At 40.8% G+C, this 17,165-nt stretch carries 17 protein-coding genes; 15 read left to right on the forward strand and 2 right to left on the reverse strand.

Features of this window, described 5'->3' with window-relative positions; genetic code table 11:
* Positions 1–8 precede the first annotated feature (8 nt).
* Complete coding sequence (locus tag G601_RS0104870; protein WP_026664664.1) at positions 9–383, reverse strand: hypothetical protein; 375 nt, start codon at positions 381–383, stop codon at positions 9–11.
* A 194-nt stretch (positions 384–577) separates the two neighbouring features.
* Positions 578–1,192: a recombinase family protein gene (locus G601_RS0104875; protein ID WP_026664665.1), complete on the reverse strand. Its 615-nt coding sequence runs from the start codon at positions 1,190–1,192 to the stop codon at positions 578–580.
* Positions 1,193–1,453: 261 nt separating this feature from the next.
* Here G601_RS0104875 and G601_RS0104880 point away from each other — a divergent pair, with 261 nt between their 5' ends.
* From G601_RS0104880 to G601_RS21990, 15 genes are all read left to right on the forward strand, one after another.
* Positions 1,454–1,636, forward strand: a complete 183-nt coding sequence (locus G601_RS0104880; protein WP_026664666.1) for a hypothetical protein — start codon at positions 1,454–1,456, stop codon at positions 1,634–1,636.
* Positions 1,637–1,661: 25 nt separating this feature from the next.
* Positions 1,662–3,128: a DUF6056 family protein gene (locus G601_RS0104885; RefSeq protein ID WP_026664667.1), complete on the forward strand. Its 1,467-nt coding sequence runs from the start codon at positions 1,662–1,664 to the stop codon at positions 3,126–3,128.
* Between the two features lie 30 nt (positions 3,129–3,158).
* Positions 3,159–5,042, forward strand: coding sequence for a hypothetical protein (locus G601_RS0104890; RefSeq protein ID WP_155834466.1), 1,884 nt, complete (start codon positions 3,159–3,161; stop codon positions 5,040–5,042).
* Positions 5,043–5,068: 26 nt separating this feature from the next.
* A complete protein-coding gene (locus tag G601_RS0104895; protein WP_026664669.1) occupies positions 5,069–5,911 on the forward strand; it encodes a hypothetical protein in 843 nt (280 codons plus the stop codon).
* Between the two features lie 62 nt (positions 5,912–5,973).
* Positions 5,974–6,129, forward strand: a complete 156-nt coding sequence (gene rd, locus G601_RS0104900) for a rubredoxin (RefSeq protein WP_026664670.1) — start codon at positions 5,974–5,976, stop codon at positions 6,127–6,129.
* A gap of 84 nt (positions 6,130–6,213) precedes the next feature.
* Positions 6,214–7,206 (forward strand): glycosyltransferase family 2 protein, encoded by a 993-nt coding sequence (locus G601_RS0104905; protein ID WP_026664671.1) that lies wholly within the window; start codon positions 6,214–6,216, stop codon positions 7,204–7,206.
* Between the two features lie 3 nt (positions 7,207–7,209).
* A complete protein-coding gene (locus G601_RS0104910) occupies positions 7,210–8,208 on the forward strand; it encodes a glycosyltransferase (protein WP_026664672.1) in 999 nt (332 codons plus the stop codon).
* 18 nt (positions 8,209–8,226) lie between these two features.
* Positions 8,227–9,042: a glycosyltransferase family A protein gene (locus tag G601_RS0104915; RefSeq protein WP_026664673.1), complete on the forward strand. Its 816-nt coding sequence runs from the start codon at positions 8,227–8,229 to the stop codon at positions 9,040–9,042.
* Between the two features lie 79 nt (positions 9,043–9,121).
* On the forward strand, positions 9,122–10,213 hold the full coding sequence (gene gmd, locus G601_RS21980; protein ID WP_051205603.1) for a GDP-mannose 4,6-dehydratase: 1,092 nt from the start codon (positions 9,122–9,124) through the stop codon (positions 10,211–10,213).
* A gap of 31 nt (positions 10,214–10,244) precedes the next feature.
* Positions 10,245–12,221 (forward strand): DUF2142 domain-containing protein, encoded by a 1,977-nt coding sequence (locus G601_RS0104925; protein ID WP_196808807.1) that lies wholly within the window; start codon positions 10,245–10,247, stop codon positions 12,219–12,221.
* Positions 12,222–12,224: 3 nt separating this feature from the next.
* Positions 12,225–13,394 carry a glycosyltransferase family 4 protein gene (locus G601_RS0104930; RefSeq protein WP_026664675.1) on the forward strand — a complete coding sequence of 390 codons (1,170 nt, stop codon included), beginning with the start codon at positions 12,225–12,227 and terminating at the stop codon, positions 13,392–13,394.
* Positions 13,395–13,399: 5 nt separating this feature from the next.
* On the forward strand, positions 13,400–13,903 hold the full coding sequence (locus tag G601_RS0104935; protein WP_155834467.1) for a hypothetical protein: 504 nt from the start codon (positions 13,400–13,402) through the stop codon (positions 13,901–13,903).
* Between the two features lie 28 nt (positions 13,904–13,931).
* Positions 13,932–15,248, forward strand: a complete 1,317-nt coding sequence (locus G601_RS0104940) for a DUF6056 family protein (protein WP_207638022.1) — start codon at positions 13,932–13,934, stop codon at positions 15,246–15,248.
* A 24-nt stretch (positions 15,249–15,272) separates the two neighbouring features.
* Positions 15,273–15,905, forward strand: a complete 633-nt coding sequence (locus G601_RS21985) for a hypothetical protein (protein WP_026664678.1) — start codon at positions 15,273–15,275, stop codon at positions 15,903–15,905.
* A gap of 64 nt (positions 15,906–15,969) precedes the next feature.
* Positions 15,970–17,124, forward strand: coding sequence for a glycosyltransferase family 4 protein (locus G601_RS21990; RefSeq protein WP_196808808.1), 1,155 nt, complete (start codon positions 15,970–15,972; stop codon positions 17,122–17,124).
* The last annotated feature ends 41 nt before the right edge of the window (positions 17,125–17,165 follow it).

Genomic DNA, 17,165 nt, shown 5'->3' on the forward strand with positions numbered 1-17,165 from the left:
TAGCAAAATTATATGGATAAGCAACCACTTCCCCATGTTGATTCTCTAGTGATTTTTTTACTACTTTTTACTATATTGAAATAGTCATTATCTGGCTCTGTTGAGCAAATTCCTCTTCCCCAACTCTTTATCAGAGTCAAACTATTTCCTATAGCAAAATAGTTATATGTTTCAGTACTATATTCTGGTTGAAAATCATAGTACTCAACACTCTGAGTCAATCTTTCATCCAAATATTCAACCTGTCCAAGCAGTTCGCTTATTTGTTGATTCTGTGCTCTTTCATGCTTATAGAGTCTATATGCCAGAAAGAGACCGCATATCATTCCAATAATCAAAATAAGACTTATTAATCCCAACAAGACCTTATTTCTAAGTTTCATTAACACTATCACCCTTACAAAAATGTGTACTTTCTTGTTTTTATTAATTGTAAAATCAACGAGTTTTATTATAAATCTTTTACTTTTATAAATCCATAGCCCAAGCGGATTTTGACTGTTTCAAGCAATTCATTAATAGCTGAAAAATCTTTCTTCAAGAAAGTACACCTTCTTGTTAGAAGATGTACTTTTAATTAACTATTTTTCTTGTATAATCCTGCTCGATACCTAAATGTAGAAGCAGGCATATTTACCTTCTTTGATGCTTCTGTAGTAGATATTTCCCCTGCCTTCCATTTATGATAAATCACATCAAAATTCTCAGGCAAAGGTTTTGGTGGACGTCCGAGTTTAACACCTCTTGCCTTCGCAGCAGCAATTCCTTCTGCTTGTCTTTGATGAATTGTACGATACTCTGTTTCAGCAACATAAGATAATAATGCAAGAATAAGGTCACTAATAAATGTTCCTAATAGATTCTTATCACGTCTTGTATCAAGAATAGGCATATCAATTACAACCATATCAGCACCTTTTTCCTTGGTGATAATTCGCCATTGCTCACTTAAATCTCGATAGTTACGTTCTAACCTATCAATAGACTTGACATAGAGCACTGATTCACTATTGAGTCTTTTCAATAGACGCTTATACTGTGGTCTTTCAAAATTCTTTCCAGAAAACTTATCCAAATAAATGTTACCTTCTGGCACTCCCACTTCCTTCAAGGCTATAATCTGCCTGTCCTCATTCTGCTCTCGCGTTGAAACCCTAGCATAACCATAGACTTTTTCTTGATTCTTACTCATAATACACCTCCGTTTAGATTTATGAATTACATCAATACAAAATAGACTAATCCGGTTTCCAATTCCAGATTAGTCTTTTCATAACTATGTATCAGCTAATATCAGCTAATTCCTCACTTGCTTTTCGCTTATATTGATTTCGGTCTGACGATACTATAGTTATTCGTTCAAACTCCTTCTTTTTAGGGTCTTTTATATGTTAGAATAGGTGGCGAGCAGTCTGAATTTATTGAGTATGACAATGCTTCTTTGAAGGGTAAAATGCAAAATGGTGATAAATATCTGGTACTCAGTAAAGAGGCTGAGGGCAGATATTGTAAGACTGCAATTGATGGTGTCAGTCATCAGATCGATTCTGAGGGCATAAATATTGTCCTGTATGATCCTGCTGATAATAAGGTGATTGATTCTGTATGTATTAGCGATGGAGAAATTAAAAGGTGAGTGCCGTAGAAGGAGATATCACAACTTGCGAGATAACAAGCGAATTAGTTCTGAGAGAGCTGTATGCATAAGTCTCTTCATATTGTTTTTTGCTTTGAATATCATTTTGCATAAAGCTGTATTTTTCTATCATGATGATTATGGCTATGCCAGTTTGAAATATGGTTATCAGGGTAACCTCAATGGTATGCATTGGACTCTGGCAGATCTGTGGGGATTCATTAAGTGGCATTATACAAGTTGGGGCGGCAGAGTGCTCTATTTTGCAGTTTTCATATTGACTATGAGTGTCGGAGAGTGGTTCACCCAGCTATTTCAGGCCTGTGTATACTTCCTTATAAATGTGATGATATATAAATGCATTGCGAGAACTAAGTACGATCCGGTTGCGTTAGTTAGCGTGATGATATGCTGGTTTAGTATTGGCATATACATAGCAAGGGATGGGCTTTTCTGGTATACTGCTTCCGCAATTTATGTTTGGCCGTTTCTGGCCTTCTTTTCCGCTGTTTATATATTGGAATATAGTAAGAAGAAGAGGTATCCTTTGGCAGGACTGCTTCTTTTTGCTGCCGGGTTTTCTCAGGAACAGGTAGCTGTGCTGGTTGGATGTTATTGTGCATTCAAAGTATTAGAGGAATTACTTATTGGCTCCAAGATGGTTTATCCATATCTTTGCGGGATATTTGGAGCAATAGTTCTTATAGCAGCTCCGGGGAACTGGATAAGAGTTGGGGAGAATGGTGATTTCTATAAGCTGGGATTAATGGCGAAAGTGAAACGTAATTTACCGGAACTTCTATCTTTGAATCTGGGTGATCGAAGTATTATCAGGATATGTTTATATGTTGTTGTGCTGCTTGTGATTTCCTGGATATATTACAGACGGACATTGGTTAAGGTTGTAAGTGTCCTGGTTAGTTGTGGATTATTTGCTGCCTTGGGACTTAAGGGTAAGAACGCTGTTCTGGGTTTGAGATTGTGCTTTGTATTATGGCTTATTTGGGTGATACTTTATTATCTGTATAAAGAGAAGAAGAGAACTATGATGTATATTTTTGTAGGAGCGATAGCTTCACAGGCTATGATGATCATGTCTCCAGTTTTATCTCCCAGAATTGCCATACCTTTTATAATTGGAGTAAACTTTGTTTTGGGAGGCTTACTTACAGAATTGTATTCTCATTCTGAGAATGGAAGTCATGTACTTAGCGTGAGCGTTATTGGATTTTTGCTGATATTATCCCTGGGGAATGCGTTATACATTACTCGCGGATATTACCTGAATTATGAAGCAAATGTTGAAGACAGAAAGATCCTTGCTGAAACCAGGGATGCAATTCAAAGAGGTGAAGAAGTTAATTCGGTAGTTTTGCATAAACTTGAGGATGACACCTTTGCAAATGATATGCCCTATACCAAGGATTATATAAAATATTGGATGAAGGAATACTATGAGATTCCACAGTCAGTGGAATTTATATGGAGGTAAAGTGGGAATGATTTTTTGGAGGAATGCTTAATGCTTTCATTATTGATCATATTTTTATATATAACGATGTCGACTGGGACATTGGTTCTCATCACTAAGAGGAAGTTTGGTTATTGCCTTGTGCCCTCCATGATCATTGCAACTCTTGTGATGTATATCTCCCAGATGCTTGTTAAATCCTTTGTTCCGGCAGTTGTTATAAATGTGCTAATTGCAGTAGCATTTCCGGTGCTTTTCTTTATTAAGGATTATCGTGTAAAATCCCGGGAAAATCTTATTACTACCGGATTTTGGTTTTACATTTTCTTGTTTATTTTTGTGGCTGTTGTGGATTACGGTTTTCATTTCGCTGCCTGGGATGAGCTTTCTCACTGGGGAATGATGGTTAAGGAGATGTTTCGTACAGGAGGATTTTATACTGAAGAGGCATCTCATTTGTATGTTCACAAGGAATATCCGCCCTTCATGCCTTTGTGGGAGCTCTTTTTGTGTATGATCACAGGAAGGTTTTCCGAGATGGTAACTGGAGTTGCCATTCATGTCATGAATTTCTCCATGCTTTTTTCAGTTGTGGTTGAGGCTTTGCCCTTTGGTAATGAAAAACTAACCGGTGTAAAGAGAGTCTTATTTAAAGTAGCAGAGCTGGCTGTTTTCGCATTTATTATTTTGTCATTTGTTCTTGCTATGGATAAAGACCGCGTAATCATGACTATTTACACGGATATAACAGTCGCAATGATTCTGGTTTATGGTTTTTCACTTATTATTTTTGACATAGCTTATGACGGCATATGGGGAGTAGTGGCTTTGGGACTTGGTATGACATCACTTGTTTTAACCAAGCAGATAGGCTTAGTACTGGCTCTGATACTGATATTCTATTATTTTGTAAAGAGCATATTCTGTCGTGACATTAAGCCTGATGTGCGAGTGATCATCATGGCTGTTTGTGGTCTGGTACTGATTCCCTTTGCATTCTGGTATAGCTGGAAAATGTATTCAGGCAGATTCTCGATGGCAGGTCAGTTCGATTTTGAGAGAATAAGGCTGGATGAGGTTATTGCCACTCTTAGAGGAGAGGGATCTGAAGAGAGCATGCTGATCGCTAAAACCTATCTGAAAAGGATAATGAAGAGGAATCTGATCTCGGGATATTTTAAGATTCCTCTGGTAATGCTTTTCCCCATGTTGCTGGGGATTCAGCTATTGATCGGAATATTTACTAAATCCAAAGCTGCGAGAAAGGAAGCCCTATGGCAGGGGATTACCTATATTTGTGCAGTAGTTGGCTACTCATTTACATTATTTGTAATGTATTTATTCTGTTTTCCCAATGAGAAACCTGCAGTATGCTATCCTAGATATATGAGTTCACTGGTCATTCCCCTGGTGATTGCGCTTATCTATTTTTGCCTGGCTACAGTATATGGTCGCACTACGGGCAAAACCAGAATGATTGCATATATAGTTAGCGCTGTTGTGATTACTGTACTACTTGATACTTCCACCTTTGGAAGGTTGATGCCATCAGTTTTTAAAGATGATCCTAAGTCTTCTTACAGAGAAGATGCCGTGAGGATTACAGAGCAGTGTGAGAAAGGAAGCGGTATTTTCATAGTTGCAAACAGCAATGCGGATTATCAGTATTTTGTGGGATATTATGCAAATGAAAATATAATGGATTTTCGTGCTGCCACAGAACTTTTGGAACTGGATTATAATGATGAGGAAGTAAGAGCATCTGTAGAGACAGCCATGAGCGAGAATGATTACGTCTATGTGAAGGAAACCAATGACAGTTTTGATAAGGCTTTTTCTCATATGATAGAGGGCGAAAGCTTTGATGAGGAAACTGTGTATAAGGTAATATCTGATGCAGAGGGTATCAGGCTTGTGCCTGCAGCTGCAGACTAAATATTTAGGATAATGGCGGTATAAATATGGAAAAACAATCATTAGAAAATACAAAAGAGAACAAGATAAGTGATATGGCATGGGATGGGTTCCTTGTAATGGGAATTGTTATAAGCATGCTCTTATCGTTGTTGCAAAATGAGAGAAGTACGATTCTGCTTATAACCTTTTGTCTTATTATGTTTGTCATGTCGGATATAAAGGAGAATTTCAAAGCTCTGGTAAAGGGTCTTAAGAAATACTGGGTATTTCCTGTCTGGACTGCAGTTTATGTGGGCTATTATTATTTTGTACCAAAGGATATTCAGAATGTTCAGATAGGGATTATGTGCTTTCTTATGGGAGTGACGGGTTTTTGTCTCTCCTACGGACGCACAGAGTTCTTCGAGAGTGCATACAGGCAGCTGTGGGTGTTCTTGCTTGCCGTAACCATTTTGAATATGGTTAAGATCGTCCTGGACAAAACAACCGGGTACTTCCAGGATGGAACCGTGGAGCTTGGGGCTTTAATTATTTTTGCGGCTCTGTCGGTGTTGTTTGTAGAGAGCATTTATGTAAGACTTGGCTGCGTGGCCTTAGTAGCTATCGAACTATTTCTTCTCATAAGGACTCATGCTCTTACTCTTAATGTCTTTAAGGGTTATAACGGAATGGTATCTGTAGCTATGAAGGAGCTTTTGTTTGCAGCAGCACTTATACTTGGTATCAGGATATTCCTTAAGGCAAGCGATACCTTGGATAAAAGAAAAGCTTTGTTTTTATGTATTACGGTGATTGTAGGAATGGTGCTCTGTGTTCCCCACAGGGAGGCACTGGTGGTTGTGGTGTTTAGTATAATCGGGTGCTTTTTTGGGTGGAATAAACAGTAGGAAAATATGATATAATTTCATTGTTAATATAACTTGTGCTTTTTGTAGAAAGGAGATTTTCTATGAAGTATGTATGTGGTACATGTGGTTATGTTTATGATGAGGCAGCAGGCGATCCGGACAACGGAGTAGCACCCGGAACTAAGTGGGATGATTTACCTGCTGATTGGGTTTGCCCCCTTTGCGGTGTTGGCAAGGACGAGTTTAAACCGGAATGATTTTTGACAGGGTACACAGTCAAGGCTGTGTACCTCTTTTTTGAGCAGTATTTGAAGACATGAATAAAGTGGAGCTGGTAAGGCGTGAAGAAAGTTTCAGTTATTATTCCGATATATAACGGAGAAAAATATATAGATGGTATTTTCCGTCAGATAGGAGCGCAGACATATAAGAATCTTGAGGTGCTCTTTATTGATGATGGTTCAAAAGACAACTCTGCATCCGGGATTAAAGAGAATATTCTCGGAAGTAAGGTGGAAGAAGGTATTCAGTATAGACTTGTATCTCAGGAGAATACCGGTCAGGGCGGAGCAAGGAACCGCGGAATTAAGGAAGCTACCGGAGATTATCTTCTTTTCATGGATCAGGATGACAGGATTAAGGCGGACTATATAGAAAGGCTGCTTGAAGTAGCAGAAAAAAATGATTCTGACATAGTCATCTCCGGCTATGAGCATGTCACTCCTGATGGCGAAGTGCGGGAGCATGTTGAACTTATAAATAATGAGTGGTGCCGCTTTATGAATATCACTCCCTGGGGTAAAATATATCGCAGGGAATTTGTCGAGCGCGAGAATATCAGATTCCTGCCTGTGCCTTTGGGAGAAGATATATATTTTAATGTGCTGAGCTATTCCCACACGGATAAGGTATCCTATACCGGGTATGTGGGATATCAGTGGGTTATAAATGGGACTTCTGTTTCCAATACCGTTCATAGGAGAGTCAGCGAGGAGTCTAATATACTGACTTTGTTTGATGCTCTTAGCAGGATGGATTCTGCCAAGAAATGGATGCAGGATGATCAGTTCAGATTTTTTATGTTAAAAACCGGTATTTTTCATGTACTGTATGCAGCGAAGGGTACGCCTGTTGAGGAGCTGTTAGGCTATAGAGATGATGTATTTAAGTGGCTTTGTGACAAGATGCCCGGGCTTGAGAAGAACCGGTTAATTACCTGGAATGGCCCTGAGGGTGAGAGAGCGTCCGTTGCGAGACCGATTTTTATCTATATGATGCTTAGGAGGATGGGCCTTGATGGTGTGTTCTTGAGGCTGTTCCATTTGGGAAGATAGGTTATGGAGAGTGCTATGGTTAATGTGCTTATGTGCACATACAATGGTGAAAAGTATATAAGGCAGCAGCTGGATTCAATTCTTGATCAGAGCTATAGGAGCTTCTGCATTTATGTGAGGGACGACGGTTCTACCGATAGAACGGTCGATATTATCAGAGATTATGAAGAGGATTATCCGGGAAAAGTTGTTCTTGTGAATTCTCCTGGGCATCTGGGATATCCGGACTGTTTCTGGGATATTTTAATAAGGTGCCCTAAGGCGGATTATTATGCCTTTAGTGATCAGGACGATGTGTGGCATGAGGATAAGATTGAAAGGGCTGTATCGATGCTGGAGAGTGATAGAGGCCGCGGACTGAATGAGGGTCAGGCTTGCCCGCATCTGTATGTTCATGACTATGATAACTGTGATGGCGATTTGAATCTCATAAGCCACCACGAGCTTGGGAGCACTGCTGTACTTACGGATATGTCGATTCTGTTTTACACCTATGCTTCGGGTTTTTGCATGGTGATCGACAATGCCATGAGAGATCTGCTATTATCCATGAATCTTATTGGCAAGGCTATGTATCACGATGAGCTTTGCATCTGGCTTGCCCATTTTCATGGGGAAGTGGTGTATGATGATAGTGTGCTTACTAAGTACCGCCGTCATGAGAATACTGTAACTGAGTATGGGAATGGTACGCTGACGCTTATTTCCAACTGGTTAAGACGTGAGATAATGGGGCCTGAGTTTGGCGATAAGTGTGCTAGGATTCGTAGATTTCTCAAGATGGAAAAGAAACTGCAAAGAAGCGATAAGCGCTCTTTGGCAGATAATGATCATAAGAGCGGCATGAGTGCAGGTCTTATGAGGGACTGGTTCCTTCTTGCAGGTGGCAGAAGGTCAGTTTCAAGATATTTCAGGAGGCTTTTTTATCCTCACAGGCTCCGCCCATCTCTTGGAGGAGAGGCGGCCCTTAGGCTTATGTTCCTGTTTGGGCAGAGGGCTTAGCGAGGTATTTGATGTAATATGAATAAACTTTTATTTACAGCGCAGGATCATACCTTTACGATCTGCGCCTACGGACAAAGTGAATATTTGGAGGAGTGCATTAAGTCCGTCACATCACAGTCTGTGCAGACAAATGTTATCATGTGTACTTCAACGCCTTCCGAGTATTTGGAACTTTTGGCTAAGAAATATGACATCCCATATTTTGTTAATGAGGAAAAGAAGTTTAACAGCGACATCGCCACAGACTGGAATTTTGCGATAAGCTGCGCGAAGACAAGGCTTGTAACCATAGCCCATCAGGATGATCTGTACAAGAGAGATTTTGCAAAAGAGGTAATAGCTCATTTTAACGGGACAAAACGTCCGCTCATTGCCTATACCGATTATGCCGAGCTTCGAAACGGCAGGGAGGTTTCTGATATCAGGAATCTTAACATCAAGCGTATTATGCTCTTTCCTCTAAGGCCCAGGTTTATGTGGCCCTCTAAGTTCATGAGACGAAGGATGCTGTCTCTTGGTTCGGCTATATGCTGCCCGTCTGTAACTTATGTTCCTGAGAATCTTCCGGAACAGCTTTTTATCCCTGGTTATAAAGGTGGCATCGACTGGCAGGCCTGGGAGAGATTTTCCAGACTGAAGGGTGAGTTCGTATTCGTGAACAGCATCCAGATGGTTCACAGGATTCATGATGACTCAGAGACTACGGCTCTTATCAATGGGAATACCAGGACTCAGGAAGACTTCGAGATGTTTTGTAAATTCTGGCCAAAATGGATCGCCAGGATCATAGAGCATTTTTATAGGAAAAGTGAGGACTCCAATAATTTATAGTTTCAGTTTTTAATTTTTGCCAATATGCTATAATGGTAGCAATGTTTATATATTTATAATTGTAAATGAAAGGATTTTTATGGCTAAAAAAGCACTTATTACAGGTATTACAGGACAGGATGGTTCATATTTGGCAGAGCTTCTCCTTGAGAAGGGATATGAAGTTCATGGTATGATCCGCCGTTCTTCTGTGGATTATAGAGAGAGAATTGCTCATCTTGAGGGTGAGGATAATTTCCATCTTCACTTCGGAGATCTGGGCGATTCCATGAGTATTGTTGATGTTGTTAATACTGTTCAGCCTGATGAGATTTATAATCTGGCAGCGCAGAGTCATGTGCAGGTGTCATTTAATTCACCTGAGTTTACAGCGGATGTTGATGCTATCGGAGTTCTGAGAGTACTTGAGGCGGTTCGCCTTTGCGGACTTACTAAGACCTGCAGAATTTATCAGGCATCTACTTCAGAGCTTTATGGTAAGGTTGAGGAGGTTCCTCAGAACGAGGAGACACCTTTCCATCCCTATAGTCCTTACGCTGTTGCTAAGCAGTATGGCTTCTGGATCGTGAAGGAATACAGAGAGGCTTATGGTATGTTCTGCTGTTCAGGTATTCTTTTCAACCACGAGTCAGAGAGAAGAGGAGAGACCTTTGTTACAAGGAAGATCTCTCTTGCAGCTGCACGTATTGCACAGGGTAAGCAGGATAAGCTCTATCTTGGTAACCTCAGCTCACTCCGTGACTGGGGCTATGCAAAGGATTATGTGGAGTGTATGTGGCTTATTCTTCAGAATGATAAGCCTGAGGATTTTGTTATTGCTACAGGCGTTCAGCATTCTGTTCGTGAGTTTGCAACCCTTGCCTTCCACCATGCCGGAATCGAGATCGAGTGGCAGGGTAAGGAGATGGACGAGAAGGGTATCGACAAGGCAACCGGCAGGGTTGTAGTTGAGGTCAGCCCGGATTTCTACAGACCTACAGACGTAGTTAATCTCTGGGGAGACCCCTCCAAGGCAAGGAGAGAGCTTGGATGGAATCCTACCAAGACAAGCTTTGAGGAACTTGTTGAGATTATGGTTAAGCATGATATGGAAAAAGTTGCAGTTGAACGCGCCAGTGAGAGAATTAAGACTAATCTTGCTGAGTACCTTGAGAAGGGCGTCGTGAAGTAAATTTGCGGGGATGTTGTGGGATATTGGATCTATGAGTGATAAAAAAAGTGTGAAAATTGTGCGCTTTCTTTGTGTGGAGCTTCTGCTTCTGGTTATAGTGTTCCTGGTTTACAAGTGCCAGATTAATGACAGCTTCGCAAAGCCCATAACAGGTGGCTTGAAGTGGGCTCATAAACCCAATGCGGAGTATGATTTATCCGCAGAGAATGATTCAATAATTGAAGAGATTATATTGGATGTTCCAAAGTTAAGAGAGATTGTTCTTAGTGGAAGGGCAGAAGATGTTGAACCGGCTGCGATGATCGATGTAACTATTGCAGGTGGTGATGCTGATTTTGCCACTTCTTTTCAGGTACAGGGATCTTTTGGTAAATCCGAGGATGACTATAAGATAAAGCTCGATAATCCGATAGAAGCTGAAGGCCCGATTTCTGTCAGCATCAGATTATCAGATCCCGGAGCCACGAAGGTTTTCTTAACGGCTAATTCGAAGTGGGGTATAGTTACTTCCTTTAACCAGAACCCTGATGATAAGACTAATGTAATTGCAGGCATTGGTTATGGTTCGGTAGGGATGCTGTCAGGGCTGTATGTTGTTGTTGCCTGTCTACTTTTTCTTTTTGTAGGCTATATATTCTTGGGGCTGGGTAAAAAGGAGATTTATCAGCTTTTTCCGGTCTGTATGATAATTCTTGGCATTTGTTTTCAGGTTATTATTCCAATAGGCGGAGTTCCTGATGAGAGCTGGCATGTAGACACTGCCTACCGGTATTCCAATGTTCTAATGGGGATTTCTGATGATGTAAGCTCAGGTACTATCCATAAGAGAAAGTGCGACATTGTACTTGCAGATATGCTTGGGAATGATGTTGAGACTAACTCATACTATCAGCTTTCTCGTGGGATGTTTAAAGATGCGGATGATACTGAGCTGGTAGAGGTTCCTTTTCATGATACGTCCAATCAGGTTCCGGCGATGGTTTTTATGCCTATGGCTCTTGGAATGACCATTGGAAGACTTCTTGGTTTATCTGCGGTAACAGTATACGTATTTGGAAGGCTTTTTGCTTTTGCGGTTTATGCAGCTTTGATGTTTGTGGCTGTTTCTCTAATGCCCTTTGGCAAGAATTTTCTTTGCCTTTTGGCGATGCTTCCAATTGCGCTTCAGCAGGGAGGCTCTGCTTCCTATGATTCTGTGATAATAGGTGTGGGCTCTATATTTGTGGCACTCACCTTAAGGAGTCTTAAGGATGGTTATGCCCCTGCGCTTTGGGAGAAAATATTATTTGTTATTACAGGCATATTGCTTGTTGTTTGTAAGGGCGGAGTATATGTCCCTGTTGTTGCCCTTGGTTTATATTTTTATGTAATAAGGGGACTCTTGTCAGGGCTTGATAAAAAGAAAAAACTACGTTTTTGCATGATAGGTGCTGTTGCTGCTTTGGCACTGCTTGCGATCTTCATCTTTATTTATAAAGATATGTTTGGTGCATTTATGAATGGCGGCTCAGACGCTGAGAATTCCAGATACACGGTTTCATATTTTTTGAGTAATCCATTAACTCTTTTGAAAATGTTATGGGCAACATTTTTCAAAAGAACAGGTGAGTATCTGCTTCAATTCCTTGGGGGTAACCTTGGATGGCTAACTTTGGAGCTTAGCTGGATTATTGTATTGCCACAGCTTTTTGCACTGATACTATTCGTTAATGCAGGCGAGGATGCAATGAGGGTTAAGACTTCAGAGAAAGCTTTGTCCGCCGCTGCTTCTTTTGGCTCTATACTTCTTGTGGTGATTGCGATGTTACTTGCCTTCACTGACTTTGGAAAAAAGACAGCTGTAGGTGTTCAGGGAAGGTATTTCCTTCCGTTCTCTGCGCTGATGTTTCTTCCTTTTGGAGGCCATATTTTCAATGTTTCGAAAGCGGATGTTAAGATTATCTGGAAAGTGAGTGTCTTTGTGGAAGCGGTTACAGTGTTGCAGATTCTGGTTTGTGCGTGGACATAATGTATGAAGAAAATTTGTTTTGTAATTCAGAGGTATGGTCTTGAGGTTAATGGTGGTGCGGAGACGCTTTGCAGGGAACTGGCAGAGCGTATGTGCGGACGTTATGACGTTGAAGTTCTTACGACCAGGGCCATTGATTACATGACCTGGAAAGACGAATATAAATCGGATGAAGAGATTATTAGCGGCGTGAAAGTGCGCCGCTTTTCTGTAAAAAAGGAGAGGCATAGGAAGGCCTTCAATGCCATTAACAGGGTGTTTAAGATGGGACTCCTCCCCGAGTTTATGGAATACAGATGGCTTGTGGAACAGGGACCCTATACGCCTGAACTTATAGATTATATCAGGCGTAATAAAGATGCTTATGATGTTTTCATTTTTGTAACCTATCTTTATTATCCTACAGTTTTAGGGGTAAGTGAGGTGGCAGATAAAGCAATCGTGTTGCCACTAGCTCATGATGAGCCTTTCCTTAGGATGAAAATATTTAATCCGGTATTCACATCGCCCCGGGCGTTTTTGTTTGAGACGGAAGAGGAGAGAGATCTTGCCAGATCGCGATTCGAGTGCACTCATATTCCATATCACCTTGGAGGCTCCGGTGTCGAGATTCCTTCAGCCGTGTGCGCCGAAGATTTTAAGACAAAGTATGGACTGGATAATTATATTATTTATGCCGGCCGAATCGATGATGGGAAGAACTGTCCGGAATTATTCGAGTTTTTCTTGAGATATAAAAAAGAAAATGGTGGTAACCTTAAGCTTGTGCTTTTGGGGAAATCAGTTATCGATATTCCTGATTCTGAGGATATTGTGTCTCTTGGATTTGTAAGTGAGAAGGACAAGTTTGATGGGATGGCAGGTGCTAAGCTACTTGTCATGCCTTCTAAATATGAATCTCTTTCCATAGTTGTATTGGAGGCCTTCAGTCTGGGCGTGCCTGTTCTTGTAAACGGAGAGTGTGCTGTACTTAAAGGGCACTGTGATAAAAGTGGTGGCGGTCTGTATTATACTTCCTATGATGAGTTTCAGGCTGGATTAAAAAAGCTTGTTGGTGACGAGAAACTTATGGCTTCCATGGGCCAAAGAGGAAATGTGTACGTTTCGGAGAGATTTAACTGGAATAAGATTTGTGATAATCTCGCCGAGTTGATAGAGATGGTAGCAGGGTGAAGCAGATGCACATAAAAGGAAAAGAAGAAAAGGTAATATTTTTAATTCTTATAGCTTCCATCGTGGTGTTTGCAGCTTTGTGGGTTGTTATGAATGTTATCGAGGCAAGACCATCGGTGGCGGATTATTCTCAGGTTTATGAAAAGGCGCTTGGTGATTCTTCTGAATATGCATACGATTTTTCAGGCATTATCAGAGGCCGGTTTACAGATTCGATTGATGGCTGGATTGTCAGGAAGGGGCAGCCCACAAGGGATACTCTTCTGGAAGTGTGGATAGTTGCAAGGAATCGTGAGGATGGCAGTTGGTTTAGGCTTCCGACTGAGGTAAACAGACGTAAGCAAACGGCTAAGGATCTTGGTGACGGTGTTTATTATACCTGGTCAGGAGTTACAGCCAAATGGATGACCTCGGTTTTTTCAGGTAAGAGCATTGGCGAGGATTATGAGCTGTTTTGTTATTATAAGGTTGGAGAAGATGAGCGTCTGATTCCGATTGAAGTAAAGTGATTTAAGTCAGAGGTCAAGATAGAGCAAGATGAAAGATATGAGAATTTTCTCTTCTAAAAACAGAATAGTGTGTTCTCTGCCCTTTGTCTTAAGCGCGGCGGTATTGGCGGTGTTTTTGTGTTTTACACCGCTTACTCATGATGATCTTAATTTCTATCATGACTTTGCAAAAGGTGCATCAGTAGCAGATATGTGGAATTATGTCTATGGACGTTTTTTTACATGGTCATCCAGAACTCTGATTGAGTTTGTGCTTATGATATTTGAGAAGAGTCCAAAGTCTGTGTGGGCTCTTGGAATGGGTGTTTCATGGTATGTGATGCTTCGCGGAATAGAGGAGCTTTTCATAAAAAAGAGTTTGGGCGCAAGCATTTTCCTTGGTGTTATTTCGTTGTTGTTTCCTTTCGTTATTCTTGGATCCGCAGGCTGGATAGCTACAACTCACACGTATCTGACGCCTATTGCTTTGGGTATAGTGGCTATGATTCCGCTTAAAAAGCTTTATGCTGTTGAGGACAGGAAGTATAACTCGTTTTTGTATTCGCTTGCAATTTTGTACGCAGCTAATCTTGAACAGATGGCAGTTGTCCTTTCCTTTGTTTATGGGATAGCGGTTTTATATGGGATTTTGCGCGGAAAGATGGACTTTCTCCATCTTTGGCTATTTATTTTAGCTGCATTAAGCTTTCTGGTGGCTCTTTTATGTCCTGGGAATGCTATCAGATCTGAGTCAAATCTGCGGTACTGGTTTCCGAATTATGGTATGCTGACTCTTGCAGACAAACTTGAAATTGGCTTTACAACAGGCGTTTCATGGATGCTAAGGGAGAATAATCTCTTTTTAATAGTGATTACAGTTATGTTATTTGCTGTGATAATGAAGAAACATAGGAGCTTTCTTTTGAGAACTATAGGATCTCTACCTATGGGAATTCTTTTGCTTTTTGTTCTTGGAGCCTGCAAAGATAACTTTATTGGGAAGTTATTTCCTATTTGTAAGAGAATAATTCCTTCGTGGTGGATGAAGATTGCGGCTGAAGTCCCAAGGAATGGCCTTGTCAGTGTAGGGAATCTGTTTTCAGGGAGTGCTTTGCTTGAATGGATGCTTATTGGGATATTCTTAGTGGCACTGGTAATTTCTATATGGCTTGCCTTAGATGACAAGAAAGTTGCGCTTTCTTTGGAGGCTTTTTTCATAGGGGCTTTTGGTTCAAGGTGGATGATGGGACTTTCACCCACTATATATGCTTCCGGTTACAGAGGAAGCATTGTGCTTATTATTGCGCTGATTGTGATTGGAGCAGTTGTTTTTTCTGAATTTGTGAACGAAGATAATAATACATAATTTTGATATATAGGTAGTAACAGTATGGAATTGTTTAAAAAAAGAAAATTCAGATTGGCCATTTGCTTTCTGGTTTCATATCTTAGCCTTGTGGCATTTAGTCTTGCATCTACGAACAGGGCTCCGGTACGGAATAACGAGAGTCTTATTTTGACTGATTTTTCAACTGGTTTTGAAATTGAGAATATCCCTTATGGAAATTATAGCTTTGAGAGTGTTTTAAAAGACAATCTTGTGCTTCATGCGCCCGTGTCTTTTATGTCCGGTGAGAGCTTTCATGTTAAGTTTGAAGCTTCTTTGTCAGGGGTACCTGAGGCAGAGGTGGTTACTGATTTGTCAGCTGGCGAGTATGATATGTCTGCCTGCTCATTTACTTCGGTACTTCATGAAGGTGAAAATGTTGTAGAGGGAGATCTCTTTTTTGATAATATAGAGCACCCTGCTTCAGGAGAAATCAATATTTATTCGATTACAAAGGGTGCGGAGATAACTATCACAAAGCCGCATTTTTCACGAATAGAGAATAAACGAGTGGGTTTCCTTGCGTATACAGCCCTTACTATTTCTGCTGTGTTTTTTATATTGGGGGTTGTGATGCTTATAAAGGACAGAGCGCAGGCTTATCGTGAACTTAAAGAGTATGAAAAATCTTGCTAAAAAAATATTAAAGACAATTTTTCCATATATTTTTCGTGAGCAGGTCCGTGGTTTGATATTCCAGATGAATTACCCTAAAATTAAACGGAAAGGTAAGGATTTTGGAGTATATCCTGAAGGGATAAATCTAATTGGACATGCAAGGGGCGATTTCGGGCTTGGAGAGAGCTGCCGTTTGGTTGCCGAGACTATAAGGGTTTCAGGGATACCTTTTGTGATTAAGAATTGTTTTCAGAATAAAAACGCCAGTGAGACAAATACGTCTTATGTAGGTTATGAGGCAGAGAAGCTTAAATATAACGTTAACCTGATTCATATAAATCCAAATGAGATTGTGGGTTTTGCTCTAAAATCTGGAAGAGGCGATTTTGATAACAGATACCAGATAGCGTATTGGCTGTGGGAGGTTCCGGAGTTCCCTGCGGAGTGGGTATATCAGATTCAGATGTTTGATGAGATATGGTCGCCTTCTGAGTTTGTATCAAATGCCATTCGAACAGTGACGGATAAGCCGGTATACACAGTCCCCTATGCGATGAATGAACCTAAGACTTTGGAGGAATGTGACAGAGATTACTTCGGAATTCCTGAAGATAAGTTTTTATATATCTTATCTTACGATGGCTTTAGTAATTCCGACCGCAAAAATCCCGAGGCAGCTATCGCAGCATACCGCGAGGCATTCCCAACTGATCTTCCGGATGTCGGCCTCATCATTAAGGCTACCCACGCAGGGGAGTCAGAGATGGCACACCTAAGGGAACTTATGAATGGTTATGAGAATGTCTACATTCTTACAGACAGCTACAGTAAGGAGGAGTTCAACAGTCTTATAAAGTGTGCTGATGCTCACATCTCTCTCCATCGTTCAGAGGGCTTTGGTCTTGTGATGGCGGAGGCGATGTTCCTTGGAACACCGACAGTTTCCACTAACTGGTCTGCTAACTCCGAGTTCATGTCAGAGGATGCCTGCTGCATGGTTCCTGTGAAGATAATCGAGATTGAGAAGGAGACACCTCCGTATCACAAGGGGAATCACTGGGCTGATCCGGACGTGCATGTGGCAGCAGATTTTATCAGAAGACTTCATGACGACAAGGCCTTCTATGAGTACAAAAAGGAGGCTGCTGCGAAGTATATCAGGGAGCGCATGTCACCTGAGAGGGCAGCAGGAATACTCAGGGAAAGATTCGAAAACTTGTGTATTTTTAAAAAATGAATATAATATGTTGGTAAACTAAACAAATAAACGCAGTTTTA

Source organism: Butyrivibrio sp. FC2001 (assembly GCF_000424125.1).
GTDB lineage: Bacteria > Bacillota > Clostridia > Lachnospirales > Lachnospiraceae > Butyrivibrio.

Coding starts and splice junctions, on each gene's coding strand:
- G601_RS0104870 (WP_026664664.1), bottom strand. CDS start 383: ATGAAACTTAGAAATAAGGTCTTGTTGGGATTAATAAGTCTTATTTTG.
- G601_RS0104875 (WP_026664665.1), bottom strand. CDS start 1,192: ATGAGTAAGAATCAAGAAAAAGTCTATGGTTATGCTAGGGTTTCAACG.
- G601_RS0104880 (WP_026664666.1), top strand. CDS start 1,454: ATGCAAAATGGTGATAAATATCTGGTACTCAGTAAAGAGGCTGAGGGC.
- G601_RS0104890 (WP_155834466.1), top strand. CDS start 3,159: ATGCTTTCATTATTGATCATATTTTTATATATAACGATGTCGACTGGG.
- G601_RS0104895 (WP_026664669.1), top strand. CDS start 5,069: ATGGAAAAACAATCATTAGAAAATACAAAAGAGAACAAGATAAGTGAT.
- rd (WP_026664670.1), top strand. CDS start 5,974: ATGAAGTATGTATGTGGTACATGTGGTTATGTTTATGATGAGGCAGCA.
- G601_RS0104910 (WP_026664672.1), top strand. CDS start 7,210: ATGGAGAGTGCTATGGTTAATGTGCTTATGTGCACATACAATGGTGAA.
- G601_RS0104915 (WP_026664673.1), top strand. CDS start 8,227: ATGAATAAACTTTTATTTACAGCGCAGGATCATACCTTTACGATCTGC.
- gmd (WP_051205603.1), top strand. CDS start 9,122: ATGGCTAAAAAAGCACTTATTACAGGTATTACAGGACAGGATGGTTCA.
- G601_RS0104925 (WP_196808807.1), top strand. CDS start 10,245: ATGAGTGATAAAAAAAGTGTGAAAATTGTGCGCTTTCTTTGTGTGGAG.
- G601_RS0104930 (WP_026664675.1), top strand. CDS start 12,225: ATGAAGAAAATTTGTTTTGTAATTCAGAGGTATGGTCTTGAGGTTAAT.
- G601_RS0104935 (WP_155834467.1), top strand. CDS start 13,400: ATGCACATAAAAGGAAAAGAAGAAAAGGTAATATTTTTAATTCTTATA.
- G601_RS0104940 (WP_207638022.1), top strand. CDS start 13,932: ATGAAAGATATGAGAATTTTCTCTTCTAAAAACAGAATAGTGTGTTCT.
- G601_RS21985 (WP_026664678.1), top strand. CDS start 15,273: ATGGAATTGTTTAAAAAAAGAAAATTCAGATTGGCCATTTGCTTTCTG.
- G601_RS21990 (WP_196808808.1), top strand. CDS start 15,970: ATGAATTACCCTAAAATTAAACGGAAAGGTAAGGATTTTGGAGTATAT.